At 34.5% G+C, this 20,431-nt stretch carries 13 protein-coding genes and 1 pseudogene; 2 read left to right on the forward strand and 12 right to left on the reverse strand.

What is annotated here, in order from left to right; genetic code table 11:
• The first annotated feature begins 77 nt into the window (after positions 1-77).
• Positions 78-1,997, forward strand: a complete 1,920-nt coding sequence (locus tag AC1DKZ_RS00285) for an LTA synthase family protein (protein ID WP_476995500.1) — start codon at positions 78-80, stop codon at positions 1,995-1,997.
• 99 nt (positions 1,998-2,096) lie between these two features.
• Here the strand turns inward: AC1DKZ_RS00285 and AC1DKZ_RS00290 are convergent, their stop codons facing one another.
• A complete protein-coding gene (locus AC1DKZ_RS00290) occupies positions 2,097-4,880 on the reverse strand; it encodes a dynamin family protein (protein ID WP_476995501.1) in 2,784 nt (927 codons plus the stop codon).
• Positions 4,881-5,367: 487 nt separating this feature from the next.
• Here AC1DKZ_RS00290 and AC1DKZ_RS00295 point away from each other — a divergent pair, with 487 nt between their 5' ends.
• On the forward strand, positions 5,368-5,556 hold the full coding sequence (locus tag AC1DKZ_RS00295) for a hypothetical protein (protein WP_097914717.1): 189 nt from the start codon (positions 5,368-5,370) through the stop codon (positions 5,554-5,556).
• 453 nt (positions 5,557-6,009) lie between these two features.
• On the opposite strand, the pseudogene AC1DKZ_RS00300 reads toward AC1DKZ_RS00295, so the two are convergent.
• The 11 genes and pseudogenes from AC1DKZ_RS00300 to AC1DKZ_RS00350 form a co-directional block, all read right to left on the reverse strand.
• Positions 6,010-6,996 (reverse strand): annotated as a pseudogene (locus AC1DKZ_RS00300) (choloylglycine hydrolase family protein).
• A 360-nt stretch (positions 6,997-7,356) separates the two neighbouring features.
• Complete coding sequence (mutL, locus tag AC1DKZ_RS00305; protein WP_476995502.1) at positions 7,357-9,300, reverse strand: DNA mismatch repair endonuclease MutL; 1,944 nt, start codon at positions 9,298-9,300, stop codon at positions 7,357-7,359.
• Positions 9,301-9,308: 8 nt separating this feature from the next.
• Positions 9,309-11,981 (reverse strand): DNA mismatch repair protein MutS, encoded by a 2,673-nt coding sequence (gene mutS / locus AC1DKZ_RS00310; RefSeq protein ID WP_476995503.1) that lies wholly within the window; start codon positions 11,979-11,981, stop codon positions 9,309-9,311.
• A gap of 180 nt (positions 11,982-12,161) precedes the next feature.
• A complete protein-coding gene (cotE, locus tag AC1DKZ_RS00315) occupies positions 12,162-12,704 on the reverse strand; it encodes an outer spore coat protein CotE (protein ID WP_002014610.1) in 543 nt (180 codons plus the stop codon).
• 128 nt (positions 12,705-12,832) lie between these two features.
• Positions 12,833-13,264 (reverse strand): YlbF/YmcA family competence regulator, encoded by a 432-nt coding sequence (locus AC1DKZ_RS00320; RefSeq protein ID WP_002033698.1) that lies wholly within the window; start codon positions 13,262-13,264, stop codon positions 12,833-12,835.
• A gap of 3 nt (positions 13,265-13,267) precedes the next feature.
• A complete protein-coding gene (gene miaB, locus AC1DKZ_RS00325; RefSeq protein ID WP_476995504.1) occupies positions 13,268-14,797 on the reverse strand; it encodes a tRNA (N6-isopentenyl adenosine(37)-C2)-methylthiotransferase MiaB in 1,530 nt (509 codons plus the stop codon).
• A 433-nt stretch (positions 14,798-15,230) separates the two neighbouring features.
• A complete protein-coding gene (locus AC1DKZ_RS00330) occupies positions 15,231-16,097 on the reverse strand; it encodes a 2-oxoacid:ferredoxin oxidoreductase subunit beta (RefSeq protein WP_002088040.1) in 867 nt (288 codons plus the stop codon).
• Entirely contained in the window at positions 16,084-17,841 is a 1,758-nt protein-coding gene (locus AC1DKZ_RS00335; protein ID WP_002014603.1) for a 2-oxoacid:acceptor oxidoreductase subunit alpha, read from the reverse strand. Before AC1DKZ_RS00335 ends, AC1DKZ_RS00330 begins: the two co-directional genes overlap by 14 nt.
• A 227-nt stretch (positions 17,842-18,068) precedes the next feature.
• Complete coding sequence (locus AC1DKZ_RS00340) at positions 18,069-18,992, reverse strand: dipeptidase (protein WP_476995505.1); 924 nt, start codon at positions 18,990-18,992, stop codon at positions 18,069-18,071.
• Between the two features lie 59 nt (positions 18,993-19,051).
• Positions 19,052-19,312, reverse strand: coding sequence for a stage V sporulation protein SpoVS (spoVS, locus tag AC1DKZ_RS00345; RefSeq protein ID WP_000404341.1), 261 nt, complete (start codon positions 19,310-19,312; stop codon positions 19,052-19,054).
• Positions 19,313-19,461: 149 nt separating this feature from the next.
• On the reverse strand, positions 19,462-20,256 hold the full coding sequence (locus AC1DKZ_RS00350; protein ID WP_002014601.1) for a TIGR00282 family metallophosphoesterase: 795 nt from the start codon (positions 20,254-20,256) through the stop codon (positions 19,462-19,464).
• Between the last annotated feature and the right edge of the window lie 175 nt (positions 20,257-20,431).

Here is a 20,431-nt window from a genome sequence, read left to right on the forward strand (position 1 = left end):
GGTTCACCACACTCTAATAGTTATAAAAATATAATATATAACATTGGTTAAATAATCCATATAAAGAAGGTGTAAAAATGAAGAATAAAATAAATTTACAAATGCAAAATATAAGCTTTGTTATAATAATTGCTTTAGCAGTATGGTTAAAAACATACCTTATTACGCGATTCAGTTTTGATTTGAAAATTGAGTCTTCTACACAAGAACTTATTTTGTTTATTAGCCCTCTCGCTGCATCGTTAGCATTTGTTGGATTAGCATTATTTGCAACTGGTGAAAAACGAAATTATATAGCGCTATGTATTAATGTCTTATTAACTATAGTTCTCGTTGGAAATGTAATGTTCTATGATTTTTATAGTGATTTTGTTACGTTGCCAGTACTTGGACAAACATCTAACTTTACACAGTTAGGCGGCAGTATTAAAGAAATATTAAACTACAAAATTATACTCGCATTCTTAGACATTATTTTCTTCTTTATTTTGTTAAAGAAGAAATCCATAGTCTTTAAAACAGGACGTGTAACTCATTCTGCACGCTTGTTATATTTTCTCTTAACGATTGCTGTATTTTTTGCGAATCTACATCTTGCAGAAAAAGAGCGACCTGAATTATTAACGAGATCCTTCGACCGCGTAATGCTTGTTAAAAATTTAGGACTATATACTCATCAAGTATATGATTTAACACTGCAAGTAAAAGCAGGATCACAAAAGGCTCTTGCTGATAGTAGTAAATTACAAGAAACTGAAAACTACGTAAAAGCAAACCAAAGTGAACCAAATCCTAATATGTTTGGTGCAGCGAAAGGAAAAAACGTAATTGTCGTTACTCTTGAATCCTTGCAAACCTTTTTAATAGGTGCATCCGTCAATGGTCAAGAAGTTACACCGTTCTTGAATGAATTCATAAATGAAAGCTATTACTTTGATAACTTTTTCCACCAAACTGGTCAAGGAAAAACATCAGATTCTGAATTTCTAATAGATACATCGTTGTATCCATTAAATCGAGGAGCTGTATTCTTCACGCACGGTAACAACGATTATACTGCGACTCCAGAAATTTTACGTCAGCAAGGCTATTTCACTACTGTATTCCATGCGAATAATGCAACATTTTGGAATCGTAATATCATGTACTCTGCTCTTGGTTATGATCGTTACTACAATGAACTTGATTACAAGGTTACGCCAGAAACAAATTTAAATTGGGGATTAAAAGATATCGAATACTTTGATCAATCAGTAGATATATTAAAAACTGTTGATCAACCATTTTACGCTCGTTTCCTTACTTTAACAAACCATTATCCATTTACGTATGATGAAGATACAAAATTCATTGAACCATACAACTCTGGTAATGGCGTATTTGATCGTTACATCGTAACAGCACGTTACTTAGACGAATCAATTAAAAAATTTATTGAGCGTTTAAAAGCCGAGGGAATGTATGATGATTCTATTATTGTGTTATACGGTGATCATTACGGCATTTCTGAAAAACATAATCGCGCAATGGCACAGTTTTTAGAAAAAGATCAAATAACAGAATTTGATACTTTAAATTTACAACGCACACCTTTATATATTCATATCCCTGGCCAAACAGAAGGTCAAACTATCTCAAAGCCTACGGGACAAATCGATATGAAACCTACGATTCTAAATTTATTAGGGGTTGATACTACTAACGATATCCGTTTTGGCCATGATATGTTTTCAGATGAATATACCGGTTTTGTTGTTTTACGTGATGGTAGCTTTATTACAGACAAGTATGCATACAAAAACAATACTTTCTATGACCGCATAACAGGTGAAATTGTAGATTTACCAAAAAAAGAAGCACAAGCACTCATTAACCGTGCACAAAATGAGTTACGAATGTCTGACAAAATTATTGAAGGTGATTTATTACGCTTCTCAGAAAGTAATAAAATTAAAACTGGCGAAGTAAAAACTAAAATTAAAGAGACTGAAAAATAATCTATATGGCAAAGGAGCAACTTATTAAAAGTTGCTCCTTTTTTACTTTCTTATAACACATGGTGCAATTTTATATAAAAAACCTGATATATTTTACTTTTATTCTACGCTTGTTTCTAAAGTTACATCTGTATAGGTATTATCATCACCTATATTTAAAATTACTTCACATTGACGTAATCTCAATTCAAAGAGCTTTATAGGATCATGGTAAACTTCAGGGTTTGATTTCATTTTATGCAATTTATCTTGTTTTTCTTTTATTTCTAAATGAGTGTTTTCTATAGCTTGTTCCAACGCACCAAATGGATTTCTAAAGAACATATTAATATCCCGCTCTTGTGTGTTTTCAAACAGCTCAAATTGCAAGAAAAACTTCTTCATAATAGAAGTCGTTACATCGGTATAATCTTCATTTTCTAAATACTGTTTGTATTTGTTATATAGCATAGCTTTATTTTTAGGAAGAACTCCAAATAATTTACCGGCACTTTTCAGTAAAAATTGCGCTGGTGTAAATCGGCGTAAAATATTTACTTCTTCCATTTGTATTCTAGTTGTCATTCTATCAGTATCTCTGCGCCAATCATCAATTACTTTAAAGTCACATTCTAACTGTATTCGATTTTCTCCAAATAAAGAATTAAGTCCTTCACTGGTTTCTGCTAAGTACAATTGACTTTGAAGGAGCTCGTTATTAGAAGTCGCAATCCAATTCTGCATAGAGCGAGCAAGATTAGGTAATACAGTTTGTTCTAGATATTGTTGCACTCTTCCATTCATCGCTGTGTTTAGTTCAATATCAATGTGACTAAAATCGCTTTCTTCACTAATTAAATCGGAACAACTCTGCAATAGTTTCGGAATATGTTCTTTAAGATCATTAGTAATTTCGCTTTTCATCGTACGATATGATTCTGTAATTAAATGAATTTTTTCCTTCTCAAAAGCAGTAAGGTTATTAATACAACCATTAAGTTTAACTAACATATCTTCATTCCAATTAATAGAATCCACTAGATCTTTTTCCCTCTCGACGCGTTTATCCAAAAGATATGTAATTGTTTTTCGAATGAAAAACAATAGCTTTTCAGTACGTTCTGCATCGATATTTTTATAGTTAAAGTTAAAATGAATAAACTCAGTTAAATCGTTTAGTTGTTTACTATTTGTATATAACGAAGAATAAGGGAAAACTCTTGCATTAGGGAAATATGTGTTAATTCTCACTTGCGTATCTTGTATAACTCTTTTTGCTTCTGCTTCATTGTAAATGTTATCAATTTTATTTAATAAAAAATGAACTTGTAGATTTGGTGTATGTTCTTGGATACTTAATAGAATGTCACGTTCTTTGTCAGTAAAAGGTGAATCCGCATTCAATACGAATAATAATTCATCTACAGAATTTAAATATTCAAACACCTCATCTCTCGCATCATTGTTCCTATTAAAGCTAGGTGTAACAACACATGTAAGTTTGTTTTTAGTTAAAAATCTGCATGGTAACTTAAATTCAACACATGCTCTATCTCTATATGTTTGACGGTGCACTGCCATCATGTTATGGAAATCAGAGAAATTCTCAGTTGTTGTAATTTCCGAATCTGTTATAGCGTTAATTTCTGTATAAGTGTCATTTTTAAAAACAACTACATTTGAGATTGAGTTTTCTAATATATTTTCTCCTAAAATAGAGTTAATAAATGAAGCTTTTCCGTTCCCTGAAGTTCCGGTTACTAATAGGCGATTTGTTCTTAAATCTGCAAGCTCACCAACTAACCAGCTAAATCGGTGACCCATTTCTAAATCATGTTCTTGTGCCCAGTGTGTAATAGATTCAAAAAGATGTAAACTATACTCTAAGCCATTCACATGATTAATAGAATATGACAGTAGGTTTTCCGCTTCTTTTATATCCGCTGAATCTATTTTAGAAGGAAAAATCTCATCCCATGCCAATACTGCTGCAGATGGAAATACAGCATGAGAGGGATTGACTACCTTTAACCAATTTGTTAACAGATTTGGAATGATATCGTGTAATTGTCTAAGCATATATTGACCTTGAATTAATTCAAAGTATGTTTCTTCGTAAAGAGAAGAAATTTCGTCCCATATATCGGACGAATGTATTTCGATATGTATGAAAAATTCATTTATTGTGTTAAGCCATAATAAGTAATTTTGTTCATCTTTATAGCTGCGCCAAAGTGATGAAACTATTTGCGTAAATTGTACTTGATCTACATTATTTAATGTTATTAATGCTTTATAAAAATAATCTGGTGAAATATTTTTAGTAAATCCTTTATCGATATATTCTTTTAGAACTTCAAACCACGGATAAGATTCTGTTCGAATTAACTCGTTCACAGCAAGCTCTACTGCACTATCAAAATCTTGCTGTTCTTCATAAAAGGAACGGGCAATTGTTGTGACGTTTGGATAATCGGGATTTAAAGAAACCGCTTCTTTTATAACAGCGAAAGCTGAATCAAAATTATTTTGCTCGATGTAAAGAGACAGTAATTGCAGTACAATTTCGGTCATAAGTATTTTGTTATCAGTAGTAATGGAAGTATACACATTTTCAGCAACTGATAATCTATTAAGTTCGAAGTAAGCATCCGCAATATTTTTTTGTGCCCATGGCGCTAATTCATTACTAACTTTCTCCCATTTAAAAATAGCTGCTTCAAAATCTTGATGGTGATAATAAAATTCACCTTGTGCAAAACGAATATAAGATCCATCAGAAATCTCATTTTTTTCTTCGTTTATATAAGCTTCTCCAAGTACTTGAAGAGGTGGGTGTGTTTCATTCTCCATTAGGAATGTTTCATAATACATCTTTTTTATTAATTGTTTTTCTAATCTCATCTTTTCCCCCACTATATCTCGAAAATACATTTTTTGAGATATGTCAATACTTTTTTGTATGTATGCTTTTTATCTTAACAAAGAATTCCTTTTAGAAAATTTCATTTTCCTTTCATTTTTCAAGTAAGATTGAATTTTTATGAGAAAAGTTTCAGTTTTTTTTCAATTCCCTTTCAGTTGTGAAACAACATTAAATGTTCCTAATAACCTAATAATAATATAATATTTTACATTATATTATCAGGAAAACTATATATATATATTACATTATAAAAACAATCTATAACGAATATATATGCAAGACTCCCTTCGCTAATAAATAAAAGAAATCATTATAATATATTTCTCACATTGTTTTCCTTTGAAATATTTCAGTAGTTACGTAATTAAATTCCATTAACCTATATAAATAACTAGTCCAAAAAAAATCTATATGCATATCATGTTATAGTAAAGAATTCAGGAAATCCTAAAAGGAGGCATTTTCATGTTTGAAGATAAATCTAAAATAAACTACCCATATGAATTTACTGAAACTACAACAATCCCTCTAAAAAACCCCATCAATAAAACATACAAAAACGGCTCTGGTACACATACTTTCCCAATTAAAAAACACTACAAAGAACAAGTTCTATACACTGAAAAAATTAATAATAATAATAAAAATAAATAATCATATAGATCCTTATAACAATTAACAAAGTAAGAATCTATGTTTAGCCGTGCATAGTTACGCTTTTAATAATGTACAACCTTTATTTTAAAATCCACGTACCTTTTAAAAAGTGCTGATATACAGCGCTTTTTTATACATAGATAATGGGAGAACTTGAATTATAAATATAAGGTATGGATTTTTTTCCATACCTTTTTTGTTCTTTGCCATTTATAAATGGAGTACGCTCATGTTTACTTTGCATAATAGCACTTTAATGGCCCTTCTAGAAGTCCTTGGATTGAATTTATATAATACCTTGAATATTTTACGTCTATTTTTTCTTAAGGGATATTTATTCAGGTTACTTATTAGATTATCAATTATATCCCTTCCGACCCCTACTTTTTATAGGCATTATTGCTCTATTATATATATTTAAAAATTTACCAAACGTTGTTTCAAAGCTACTTAGTTTTCATAAAATATTTTTTGTTTCCGTTGGAACGGATAGGCTTTAATCTCATCTGTATCTAAATTTTCATGAAATAAATGAATGGCTATAATTTGTCTACAATCGTAAGTATGATAATAATATGTTCCGGACTCCATACACATTACGCTTGTATAAATGGTATTATCTAATGCACCTTCTTCTGTTATTACTCCACCTTTAGGAACCTCGCAATTTGATAAGATATGAAAAAGGGCCGATACTCCCTCTTCTTCGCTATCTATATCTTGAATGTTTTGTTTGCCATATGCTGCCCGCACAAACCTTGATGGCGGGGTGAAATCTCCTGGAAGTCCCATTGAGCCTGAGCCCTGACCAAAAGCACTTAATGGTACATTACTCCACTCTGTTGGCGCGAATGGCTGCGATTTAAGGCCAATATATTGTCTTAAATTTTGTAAATGCCAATTAAACTCTGGACTATTCGTCATCACTCCTAGTGGGTTGTCATACATTTTTAATCCTTCATTTGTCGGCTCCAGTACAATACACTCTCCCCATTTATCCGCTAAAATCCAATGTAGTGGTGGTGTAAGTCCTAAATCCGGTAATGGTATATCCAAAAAGGTAAGGCTATCTACAGATTTCTTTAACTCTTTGACAGAATTGAATTGTGTGAGACTCCAAGTCACAAAATCAAATGGAGCCAAATTCGTTTTGTTGTCATCTATGCTTTGACTATAAGTAGCGAATCCTGGAAAATAGAGTGTTGCACATGTCATACCTGCTTCATTTACTCCGTCCGCCATAATAATCCTTCCTTGATGATTAATTCCCATTCCGACCGTAGCATGTTTCGTATTGATGATTTCACCAGTTATATTATTCCACTGGTAATGCCGAGGAATGATTATTACTTCTTGATTCTAATCTAATGTGAAGTCCATCGTTCTTGCAAAAAGATGCTGACCGTTTTTTGTCTGTAATGTCAAACTAGTACACATAAAGAACACCCCATTTTATGGTTTTATATACACTTTACATAATTCTGATAAATCTGTAAATTAAAAACCCCTTTCCTTACAAAAAAAATGAGAAAGCACATATACATTACAAGTAGGTTATTTCTAGTTTATAAATGAATTTTTAAAATATAGTTGCAAAAGAATTATATTAAAAAGGAGCGACTTGTTACTATCGCTCCTTTTTATTTCTCTCAATATTTTATTAAAATAACTGTAGAGAACATTGCTATTACATATTTATTTTATTTTATTTTATTTCAACACATATAAATAATACTAGGCACTTTCAAACCGTTTCAAATAACTGGGAACGAACTTTTTCTCTTTGGACATTAATCCCTACATAACCCTCTTAAACATCTTCTCCAACTCATAAGTAGAATGATGCACCAGAATCGGTCTTCCATGCGGACATGTATATGGGTTTGTTGTTGTACGAAGTTCTTCAAGTAAGGCGAATATTTGATCGTTCGTTAAATATTGATTTGCTTTAATTGAAGCTTTACAGCTCATCATAATAGCTGCTTCTTCACGTAATTTTTTAATATCAACTTTTTTTAGTTTGACGACTTGCTCCATCATCTCATCAATGATTACTGTTTCTTGTCCTTTCGGGAACCACGTTGGATGCGAACGAACGATAAAGGATTGATGGCCAAACTGCTCTAAAAATAATCCGACTTTTTTTAGTTCTTCTAACTGCTCTTCGACACGTAAAAATTCGGTAAGAGATAAATCTATGCGGTACGGTACAAGTAGTTCTTGTACTTCTTGCGTAACTCGTCCCACTTTATCACGGAAATATTCATAATTGATACGTTCCTGCGCTGCGTGCTGATCAATCATATATAACCCATTATCATTTTGAGCGAAAATATATGTTCCGTGCATTTGTCCAATTGGATAAAGCGGTGGCAAATCATTACCGTTCATTACAATCTCTTTTATCTCCCCGACTTCTTCTTCCAATTCTTCTAATTCAAAGTCTTCTTCGTTACTGTTCCATGATTTTTCTTCTCGAATCGGTTCTTCGATTATCGGTTTATTAGATGGCTGCCAACTTTGTTCTTCTCTTACTAGTGACTGTGGTGGTTGCCATTCTTGCTTCGGCGGTTGCCAAAGTTGTGCTGGTTGTTTTACAGTCGTTGTTTCTTCTTGTTTCTCATCCATTCCTGTTGGTAACACGATGTTAGGCATAGATGATTCTCTCGGTTTTGTATGCTCAAACTTGAACTGTTCTTGCACACTTTCATCTTTTTCTTTTTTCTTCGTTGTTACACCAGCATCTGGAATGAGTTGTATTTTTTTGAATGCAGCTTGCAATGTTTCTTCGATAAGCTTTAGCAATTCTTGTTCTTTACTAAAGCGTACTTCTAATTTTGCTGGATGTACGTTGACATCAACAAGCATTGGATCCATTTCAATTGATAAGAAGCCGATTGGGTATCTTCCGATTGGCAATAACGTATGATATCCTTGCTGAATTGCTTTCATTAATACGAAATTTCGAACGTAACGGCCATTTACAATCGTTGACATATAGTTACGCGACGCTCTCGTTACTTCTGGTAATGTTACATATCCTTTAATTGTAAAGTCTAGAGACTCAGCTTCAATCGGAATAAGCTTCTTCGCAACTTGAATGCTGTAAATCGATGCAAGTACTTGTCTTACATCACCGTTTCCTGATGTATGAAGCAATTTCTTTTCATTATGAAACAGTTTTAACGATACTTCTGGATGTGACATTGCAATACGATACACGATATCTGTAATGTTCCCAAGCTCTGTATGAATCGTTTTCATATATTTAAGGCGCGCTGGTGTATTAAAAAATAAGTTTTGTACAGTAATATCTGTTCCTTTTCGGCTTGCCGTTTTCTCTTGTTTTATAATGTCTCCACCTTTAATACTAAGGTGTGTACCAGGCGCATCACCTGTGCTCGTAATTAACTCTAATTCACTCACTGAGGCAATACTCGGCAGGGCCTCTCCGCGGAAACCGAGCGTTCTTATACGAAATAAATCATTTTCATCTTTAATTTTACTCGTTGCGTGTCGTTCAAATGCAACGATACAATCTTCTTCAGCAATACCATCTCCATTATCGATGATGCGAATCTTCGATAATCCAGCTTCTTCTAAGTGGATTTCAATAGATGTACTATTCGCATCGATGGAATTTTCCACGAGTTCTTTTACAACTGAGGCAGGGCGCTCTACTACTTCCCCTGCCGCAATTAAGTTAGAGAGTTGATCATCGAGTTTGCGAATTTTCCCCATCTACTTACTCATCCTTTCTTTAACTTTTTCTGTAAACGATACAGTTCATTCATCGCTTCTAAAGGCGTCATATCGAGTAAATCAATCTTTTTAATTTGTGCAAGTACTGCCGTTTCTTTTGCATCTAGAACTGACTTGTCTTGTTTTTTCGAAGACTGTTCTCCACCAAAGAATGATAATTGCGATTCTTCCTCAGTCTCTACTTTCGTCTCTTGTATTTCTGCTGGTTCTTCTTTTACAACAACTGGTTCTGGAGCGACTTCTGGCACTTTCACTTCTACTCGTTTCGGAATAACAATTTCTTCCTGTCCTTCTAGTTGTGCTAACACTTCTTTCGCGCGAGCGATTAAGCTCTCTGGAAGCTCGGCAAGTTGAGCAACGTGAATTCCGTAACTTTTATCAGCCGCTCCATCTTGAATTTTATGAAGGAAAACTACTTTTCCATTCTCTTCAATTGCTGAAACATGTACATTCTTTAGTTGGTCTAAACTTTCTTCTAACACTGTTAATTCATGATAATGTGTAGAGAATAATGTTTTCGCACCAATTTGGTCATGAATATGTTCAATGATTGCTTGCGCAAGTGCCATACCATCATACGTAGATGTACCGCGTCCAATTTCATCGAATAAAATTAAACTTCTCTCTGATGCATTTGCAATTGCATTTTTCGCTTCTAACATTTCAACCATAAATGTACTTTGACCTGAGATTAAATCATCCGCTGCACCAATTCTCGTAAAGATTTGATCGAAGACAGGTAATACTGCTTCTGTCGCTGGTACAAAACAACCAATTTGTGACATAACAGTAACAAGTGCTAATTGTCTCATATACGTACTTTTACCAGACATGTTCGGTCCTGTAATTAAAAAGACATCCATCTTCTCCGGCATAATACAATCATTCGGTACATACAATTTCCCGTTCAATACTTTTTCAACGACAGGATGACGACCATCTTTAATAAAGATTTCGCGCTTAGTTGTTAAAACAGGTTTTACAAACTGCTCTTCTTCACTAACTGTCGCAAAGCTTTGCAGTACGTCTAGTTCACTAATTACTTTCGCTAAATGCTGTAATTTCGGAATGAATACTTTTACTTCTTCGCGAAGTGTTGTAAATAAATCGTATTCTAATTGTACAATTTTCTCTTCTGCTTCTAAGATTAATGTTTCTTTTTCTTTTAGCTCGTCTGTTATGAAACGCTCTGCATTTGCAAGTGTTTGTTTACGCTCATAGCGCCCTTCTGGAAGTGCTGCAAGATTAGCCTTCGTCACTTCAATATAGTAGCCGAAAATACGGTTGTACCCAATTTTTAATGATTTAACCCCTGTAATATCACGCTCTCGTTTTTCAAGCTCAGCAATCCACGTTTTTCCGTTTTTACTAACGTAACGATATTGATCAAGCTTGTCATTATAACCGTCTTTAATAATATCTCCATCTTTAATAGAAAGCGGTGGGTTTTCTTGAATACTTCTTCCTAGTAATTCAGTTAAGCTCTCACATGGATCCGCACCTTGAATTAACCTTGCTGCATAAGCATTATCTAAAAGACTAATCGCTTCTAAAATAGCTGGTACTTGAAGTAAAGAACGTCTTAATTGTAATAAGTCCCGTGCATTTACATTACCAAATGCAACTTTCCCTGCTAAACGCTCTAAATCATATACTTCTTTTAACTTTTCTTTTAAATCTTCACGTAAGAAGTAATCATTTACAAACATTTCAACCATTTCTAAACGCTCTTCAACTTTTTCTTTCTGGATAAGTGGACGTTCCATCCACTGTTTTAACATACGCCCACCCATAGCCGTTTTTGTTTTGTCTAATAGCCATAATAATGAGCCTGTCTTTTCCTTCGTGCGAAGAGTCTCTGTTAACTCTAAATTACGTTTTGAATGCACATCAATTTTCATAAATTGATTCGTGTAATAAATTTCTACTGGTTGCAAGTGATCTAACGAACGTTTTTGTGTTCTTATCACATAGTTAAATAAGCGTCCAATTGCTTTAATTAATTTTGCTTGGGAAACACTTTTCACAAGATGTTCTAATCCTTCTGGAATAGTTGTTGCATCTTCATACGAAATCGTCATTTTTAATGTTTCAGTTAACTTATTTAATTCATCTTTTGAAAATGTAGAATCTACAACAATTTCTTTTGAACCAGTCGCATACACTTCTAATAAAATATCTTCTACTGAACCAGTTAATAACGTCACTGTATTTTGTCCAGTCGTTAAGTCATTACAAGCTAGCGCATAAGATCCATCTTCGAAATGTGTTAATGCTGCTAAGAAGTTATTCTCCTTCTCGTCTATTGTACGCCCTTCCATCATCGTTCCTGGCGTAATTAGTTGTACTACTTCACGACGTACTACACCTTTAGCTGTTTTTGGGTCTTCCACTTGCTCACAAACAGCTACTTTATATCCTTTTTCAACAAGTTGTTCAATATAATTTTTAGCTGCATGATGCGGTACACCACACATCGGTATACGTTCACTACTACCACCATCTCGGCTCGTTAATGTAATTTCAAGTTCATGAGCTGCTTTAACCGCATCTTCAAAGAACATTTCATAAAAATCACCTAATCGGAAAAATAAAAAGGCATCTTGATAGTCTGCCTTAACCTTTAAGTATTGCTGTATCATAGGCGTATATTGCGTCATGTCTTTCCTCCATAATTCTTACATAATAATCTATATTCATATATGTCACACTTCACGGACATCCATATCTCCTATTCCAGGAGTCTTTCCTCATTATAGCACATTTCATAAGGAATCATGTTCATGCAGAACCACTTATGTACTGTAAAAAGCTAGGAAGAACTTCTCCCTAGCTTTCTCTTACTCTTCTTCTGCATCGACGATAAAGTTCGGATCTAATTCTTCAAACTCATCATCATCGACTTGGAAATCCTCGTCTGATTCTACGCAACCTTCAGGATTTACACTTACACAAATTTTCGTTTCCCCAACTACTTCTGTTACAAATTCACGTTCTACCGTCACAACAATTTTATTACCATTTGGCGATACAAGAGCTTCTAAACAATTTGGCGGCTGAATTACACGAGCGATAATTTCTAAATCGTCACCAGAGAAGTTTTTATCACGATACCCAATACTTACTTCATCATTGTAGTTAACACGTTCTGTTACAACTTCAGTCTTTGTGTTTCCATCAAATGAATACCAAGTGTTTACATCATAGAAACCTTCAATTTCCACATGTTTTCCATTCTTTCTCGCTTCGTACGAATGGTTAATTACCCAGCACCCTAAAATACTTGTTGGCTCATTATTCGATTCACATGTATGCGTTGACTTTGTATACTTACGTCCTTTTCCAACCACTGCTTTTGTAATAATCTCTCTAAATTCGGACATTCGTAACCCTCCTCAATCACTATTCACTTAATCATATGCGTGACAATAGCGGAATGTGTCATTCTTTTTTTTGAGAAGAATTTCCGATATAACCCACTAAAAAAAAGAGATGTCAATAAGACATCTCTTTAACAACCACAATTTCCTTTTTTACTTTCTACTGCTGCACCAGTTTCACCCTTCAACACATCGCCGCCAGTTGAAACTAATATTTCATCTGTTACATTGTTAGAAATGGTACTAGCAACTAGCTGTAGTAAGTCATTTACATACGTTTGTGAAGATTTAAACTCCTGTACAACTGGGATATTATCTAACTTATCTTGAAGTGCATCAATTTCAGCTTCTACTTTTTTCAAAGCTTCCCATTTCCCATAATGTTGCAAGTTTACTGCTTGTTTTTGCAAAGCTTTTATTTCATCAATTGCTCGCTTTACATTTTCATTTTTATGAATTTGTGCTTCTGCTCGCTTAAAGAAATCGACTTCTTCTGTTTCAGAGATCATTTTCGCTAATTCTTTCGCTTGCTCAACAATTTCATCTTTCGTATATACTTTCATCTATTATTTCACCTCAATCGGCTCCTTAACCAATTCCCCGTTAAGAGACCAAGTTTTTGCTTCCGTTATTTTTACTTTCACAAGCTGACCAATTAAAGATTTTGCAGCAACAAAGTTTACAAGTTTATTCGTACGTGTATATCCCGCAAGTACTTCAGGATTATTCTTACTTTCTCCCTCAACTAATACTTCTACAATTTGACCTATATAACGCTTATTCTTATTAACTGCATATTCATTCACTAGTGTATTTAAGCGTTGTAATCGCTCTTTCTTCACTTCCATCGGAACATTATCCTGCATTTTTGCAGCTGGTGTACCTTCACGCGGAGAATAAATAAATGTAAATGCCGTATCAAATCCTACTTCACGATATAACGACATCGTCTCTTCAAACTGCTCCTCCGTTTCATTTGGGAAACCAACGATAATATCAGTCGTTAGCACTGCATTCGGAATGGTTTCTTTAATTTTTCGTACAAGCTCTAAATAGTGTTCTCGCGAATATTTACGCGCCATAATTTTAAGCATATCTGTACTACCAGATTGAACCGGTAAGTGGATATGTTCTACTAGGTTACCACCTTTTCCAAGAACATCAATTAAATGATCATCAAAATCACGTGGATGACTCGTTGTAAAACGAATACGCGCGATATCGATTTTACGAAGTTCATCCATTAAATCGCCAAGACCATATTGTATATCTTCAAAGTCTTTACCGTATGCGTTTACGTTTTGTCCAAGTAACGTAATTTCTTTATAACCGTTCGCAGCTAGATGGCGAATTTCTTTAATAATATCTTCTGGACGTCTGCTACGCTCTTTTCCGCGTGTATACGGTACAATACAATATGTACAAAACTTATCACAGCCATACATAATATTTACCCAAGCTTTAATATCACCACGACGTACTTTCGGAAGGTTTTCAATTACATCCCCTTCTTTTGACCAAACTTCAACTACCGTCTCTTTTGAAAACATTGCGTCCTTTAGAATATACGGTAATCTATGAATATTGTGTGTACCAAACACCATATCTACATGCTGATTTTTTTGCATAATTTTATTTACAACAGATTCCTCTTGAGACATACAACCACATACACCAATTATAAGATCCGGATTTCTTCGCTTTAATGATTTTAAATGACCAAGTTCACCGAATACCTTATTTTCAGCATTTTCACGAATTGCACAAGTATTTAATAAAATTACATCTGCCTCTTCAGTTGAAAAGGTTGGCTCATATCCAAGTGTTGTAAAAATCCCAGCCATTACTTCTGTATCATGCTCATTCATTTGACAGCCATATGTACGAATGTAAAACTTTCTTCCTGCGCCAAAATTGCGAAACTCTTCAGGTAGGCCAAAATCTCTTTCAATTTTAACTTCTTCTTTCCCACGCTTTTTCGCCAATTTCAAGGAAGGTGGTTGGTATACACTTTCAAAGTATTTACTATAATCTTTCTCTTCTTTTTTCGTAGAGGAATTTGCTTGTCGACTTGCTAATCGTTGTTGCTCGTTCATCGGTAATCTCCTTTCACCCTTAACTATACACACACTCTGTAGTCCATTTTAATGCGCTTAGACCCATCTCAATGATGTTAGATAGCATGAGAGATAACTTGCCCTTTGAAACTTGAGTAATCGATCTAATCATCCGTAAGAATGAAGTCTTCCCCACACAAATAGACATTCCCTTTTTATTATTTCATCTTGTCCTACCCAAAAGTATATTGCTTTATCCCTATACACATTATCATAGTATAGAGCCTTTAGCCAACTTTAACGAAGAAGGCTTCTTATCCTATATTTCATTTCACAGTTATTGAACATGCTATTTTTATACAACGATTTATATATTATTTTATCATTCTGAATTTTCTAAGTAAACAAATCTATTAATTATTTTTATTCACTCAAAAAGAAGGTTACCAAGCGGCAACCTTCTCTCCGATCATTACATAAATTCAGCAACAAGCTCATCAAACATTTTCTGATCCATATTCAAATCAGCTTGCACTAAAGGTTTTTCACTATAGTCTTTTACAAGCTCTTGGTAAGAAGGCTGCTTTGTGTTTTGATAAATTAAACCTGTTACTAACCCGTTCTTTTCCATTAATGTTTGCATAGCCATCATGCGGTTAGATGGATCATATCCTTCTACTGTACTTAGTTTCGTTAAATTCTCTTTAAACCAATCATAAGTATTTACTTTATTATAAGTAACACATGGACTAAATACATTAATTAATGAAAAGCCTTTATGGTTAATACCAGCTTCAATAATTTGCGTTAATTCTTTTAAATCACTTGAAAAGCTTTGCGCCACAAATGTCGCACCAGCTGTTAAAGCCATTTCCATAACATTTAGTGATGGTTCAATTGAACCTTGTGGTGTACTTTTCGTTTTAAATCCAGCTTCACTACGTGGTGAAGTTTGACCTTTTGTTAATCCGTAAATTTGGTTATCCATTACGATGTACGTAATATCAATGTTACGACGAATAGAATGGATTGTATGTCCCATACCAATCGCAAAACCATCACCGTCACCACCGGATGCAATAACTGTTAAATCACGATTTGCCATTTTCACACCTTGTGCAATTGGAAGAGCACGTCCGTGAATACTATGCAAACCATATGAATTAATATACCCTGAAATACGACCGGAACAGCCGATACCAGAAATAACAGCTAGCTCATCTGGATTTAAACCAACGTTAGCCGCCGCACGCTGAATCGCAGCCTGCACCGAGAAGTCTCCGCAACCTGGGCACCAGTTTGGTTTTACACTGTTACGAAAGTCCTTAAATGTTGCCATTTAATACAACCCCTTTTTTACATTCGTTGTAAATCTCTTTCGGCAAGAATGGATTTCCATCGTATTTTAAAAGACTAGAAATTTTCTCGCCATTGCCAAGATTCATTTTCATAATGTTAGCAAGCTGACCAGTTGCATTGTTTTCTACTACTACAACACGCTTCGCTTTTTTCACAAGTGGATCGATTTCAGCTGTTGGGAACGGATGAATTAAACGTACATGGGCATGGTTTACTTTCATTCCTTCTTGTTCTAAACGCTGCATTGCCTCTTCGATCGCACCACGAGTTGAGTTAAAGCCTACTAACAATACGTCTGCGTCATCATGCTTAGCATTTTTGTAAATAGGGGTATTAAACTGTAAATTCGCCATTTTACGGAAACGTTTGTCCATTTGATCTTTACGATTTAACGCTGATTCAGATGGCTTACCCGTTTCATCATGTTCTACACCTGTAACATGGTGAATACCATTTTTCATACCAGGTAAAACACGTGGTGAAATCCCATCTTCTGTTACTTCATAACGCTTGAAGTATGCTTTATTTTCACGTTCTGGTAATTCTACTTCTAAATCAAGCTTACCACGACGAATTTCCACTTTATCTAACTTAAGTGGTTCTACTGTTTGCTTTCCTAAAGAAAGCTGTAAATCTGTTAAGAAAATAACAGGCACTTGATATTCTTCTGCTAAGTTAAACGCTTCTACAATATCATAGAAAGCTTCTTCAACTGTACTTGGCGCCATTACGATTTTTGGAATTTCACCATGTGTTCCGTAAATCATAGCCATTAAGTCAGACTGCTCTTGTTTTGTTGGTAAGCCCGTACTTGGACCACCGCGTTGTGTATCAATGATAACTAGCGGTGTTTCAGTAATACCTGCTAAACCAATTGCTTCCATCATTAAAGAAAGACCAGGACCAGCAGATGCTGTTAATGTACGAACACCAGCGTAGTTTGCACCGATCGCCATTGTACAAGCTGCGATTTCATCCTCAGTTTGGATTACTGTTCCGCCGACTTTCGGTAACTTTTTAATTAAATATTCCATAATTTCAGATGCAGGTGTGATTGGATATGCAGACATAAAGCGAGCGCCACCAGTTACCGCACCAAATGCGATTGCGTCGTTTCCAATCATAAACATGCGTTTCTTACCGTCAGCTTTTTCAAGCTGCATCATGTTTACTTTCTCACCAAGCAATTCTTTCATGTATTGAGAGCCGCGTTTAATTGCTTCCATATTCTTTTGAACGACTTGCTCTCCTTTACGACCAAAGATTTCTTCAACAACCTCTAAATAAGCTGTTTCGTCTAATCCTAATACCGCACTAGATGCCCCAACAGCAACCATATTTTTCATTAAAGATGTGCCTAATTCTGAAGCGATATCTGTAAACGGTATCACATATAGATTTACATCTGTATTATCAGGTATTGTCGGATTAAATTTCGCATCCGCAACTACAATTCCGCCCGGACGTAGTTCGTGGAAGTTAAAATCAATTGTTTCTTGATCAAAAGCAATTAAAATATCTAAATCATCTGAGATCGCGCGTACTTCTGTTGTACTTACACGAATTTTATTATTTGTATGGCCGCCTTTAATACGTGATGAGAAGTGGCGGTAACCGTATAGGTAATATCCTAATCGGTTTAATGCAATACAGAAGATTTCCCCTGTACTTTCAATTCCTTCACCTTGTTGGCCTCCAACTTTCCATGAAAGTTGACTAATCATCTCCTACACCCCTTTTGGCTGCATTCATTGTAGTGTATTTTTTTACAGTATTAGTTTAGCATTTTTTATGCAAATAAACTACAATGGACGCAAATTATGCCTCTTCTGTTTTCCCTGAATCTTTAGTATAATGCTATTTCGTTTACCATTCTAGTATTAGGTCTTAAAAAAATCAATAAATTCAAGTGAATTTATTTTAATTTTTCTGAATTATTAAAACATAATCTTTAGAACGTTATACAGTCAACAAAATTTTTATACAAAAATCGCTCTACAGTTGATTCATTATACTTTTTACACAGTTGATTAATTATATTTTCATAATCCCTATATACTTCTACACCTACAACAGTTTCTAAAATCCCATCAAAATCAGAACCGAATCCTATATTTTTTTCTCCACCTAATGAACAAATATATTCCACATGCCTTAATATATCTGCTATATTCGCTTGTCTTTCATTCGTTAAAAACTGCGGTACGAAAGTAATACCAATAATGCTATTTTTCTTTATAAGGGCTCTTATTTGTTCATCGGTTAAATTGCGTGGATGCCCACAAAGTTGATAACAGTTTGAATGAGATGCAATTGGGTTTTTAGCAATTTCAATAACATCCCAAAAGCTTCTTTCATTTAAGTGAGACACATCGGTCCATAAATGTAACGTATTAAGTTCTTGTACAACTTGTCTACCAAATGTAGTTAAACCTGCTCCACGTGCCTCTAGCGCTCCATCAGCTAACAGATTGGCATAGTTCCATGTCAATCCAAAGGAACGTACACCTAAGCGATAAAACAAACGTAATTTCATCACTTCTTTTCCAATTGCTTCGCATCCTTCTAATGTTAATAATGCTCCAATCTCGTCCTGTTTTAGCATGTTAATATCGTTTTTTGTCTGAATAAACTTCATTCCTGGTAGCGATAGAATTTCATTATGAAAAATATCTATCATTTGCAGCGCAACTTCAAAACGCTTTTCATACGCTACTGTTTCTGGTATATATATAGCAAAGCATTGTATACTTCCTTTTCTTTTCATTAATTGTTCAAATGTAATATGTAATTGTGAATCGTTTTGAAAGTATTTTTTTCCCTTTGCACTCCATAACTGAAAGAGTACATCGCAATGTGCATCAAAAATTTTCATTTTCATTCCTCCATTACAAAAACAACCTGTTTGCATACATGCAAACAGGTTGTTTCAACTTAACGAGGTTCTACAATTAATTTTATCGCTGTACGCTCTTCACCATCAATCATAATATCTGTAAACGCTGGGATACAAATCAAGTCCAAACCGCTAGGCGCTACAAATCCTCTTGCAATCGCTACTGCCTTTACCGCTTGGTTCAATGCACCTGCACCAATAGCTTGAATTTCTGCTGTTCCGCGTTCGCGAATAACACCTGCAAGTGCACCAGCTACAGAATTAGGGACCGACGTTGCTTTAACTTTTAATATTTCCATTCCGCGTTTCCTCCTCGTTTCTATAAAAAGTAATAGCAATTATTTCACTTTAACTTATATTCACGAGGAATGGCACGTATTCCTGCTAAATTTCTGTAATTTTTCTAAAAAATTAAAATATAACGAATTCTCTAACTTTTAGTTAAAAATCAGTCAAAAAATGGCTGGTCATCATTAATTAAAATGCGCTCAATTTTCTTCGCTTTCCCTGTATTAGGATCCACATCAATTAACACTGCACTTAATTGTGTTCTACCATTCGTCACTTCAAAACGCACTGGTAAGTTCGTTAAAAACTTCTTCAATACCGCTTCGCGATCCATACCTAAAATCCCATCATATGGGCCTGTCATACCAACATCTGTAATATAAGCTGTTCCGCTTGGTAAAATACGATTATCAGCTGTAGGAACATGTGTATGTGTACCTACTACCGCTGTAGCACGACCGTCTACATACCAACCTAACGCCTGCTTCTCACTTGTTGTTTCAGCATGAAAATCAACAAAGATAATGTTTGTACGTTTTTTTGCAATACTGATTAACTCATCCACTTTACGGAATGGACAATCAATTGGAGGAAGGAAAGTACGTCCTTGTAAGTTAATAACTGCAACTTCTGTTCCATTACAATTTACAAAGATAAGCCCTTTACCCGGCGTTCCTTCTGGGAAGTTAGCTGGTCTTGCAAGATATTTTGCATCATCGATAAATTCAAATACTTCACGGTTATCCCAAGCGTGGTTTCCAAGCGTAACCGCTTGTGCCCCGCACTCTAAAAAGTTTCGATATATTTTTTCCGTAATTCCACGTCCACCTGCAGCATTTTCTCCATTAATAATTGTTACTGTCGGTGTATATTTCTTCTTTAATGCCGGTACGTACTGTTGAATCATGTCTCTACCAGGAGATCCTACTACATCCCCAACAAATAATATTCTCATATGTCTTACCCTTTCTATGTACTACATTTTTTATTACCATACTATAACTTAAAGCTATTTCCTTACAACAGTTAMAATTTATCTATTATAAGTTTCTTTCACTTGCATACTGCTCATAAATAATTTTCTTTATTTTACCCAATTCCAACACAAAAAAATAAAGTGGTGTTTCACC

It is taken from the genome of Bacillus sp. 05T21, from assembly GCF_056396785.1.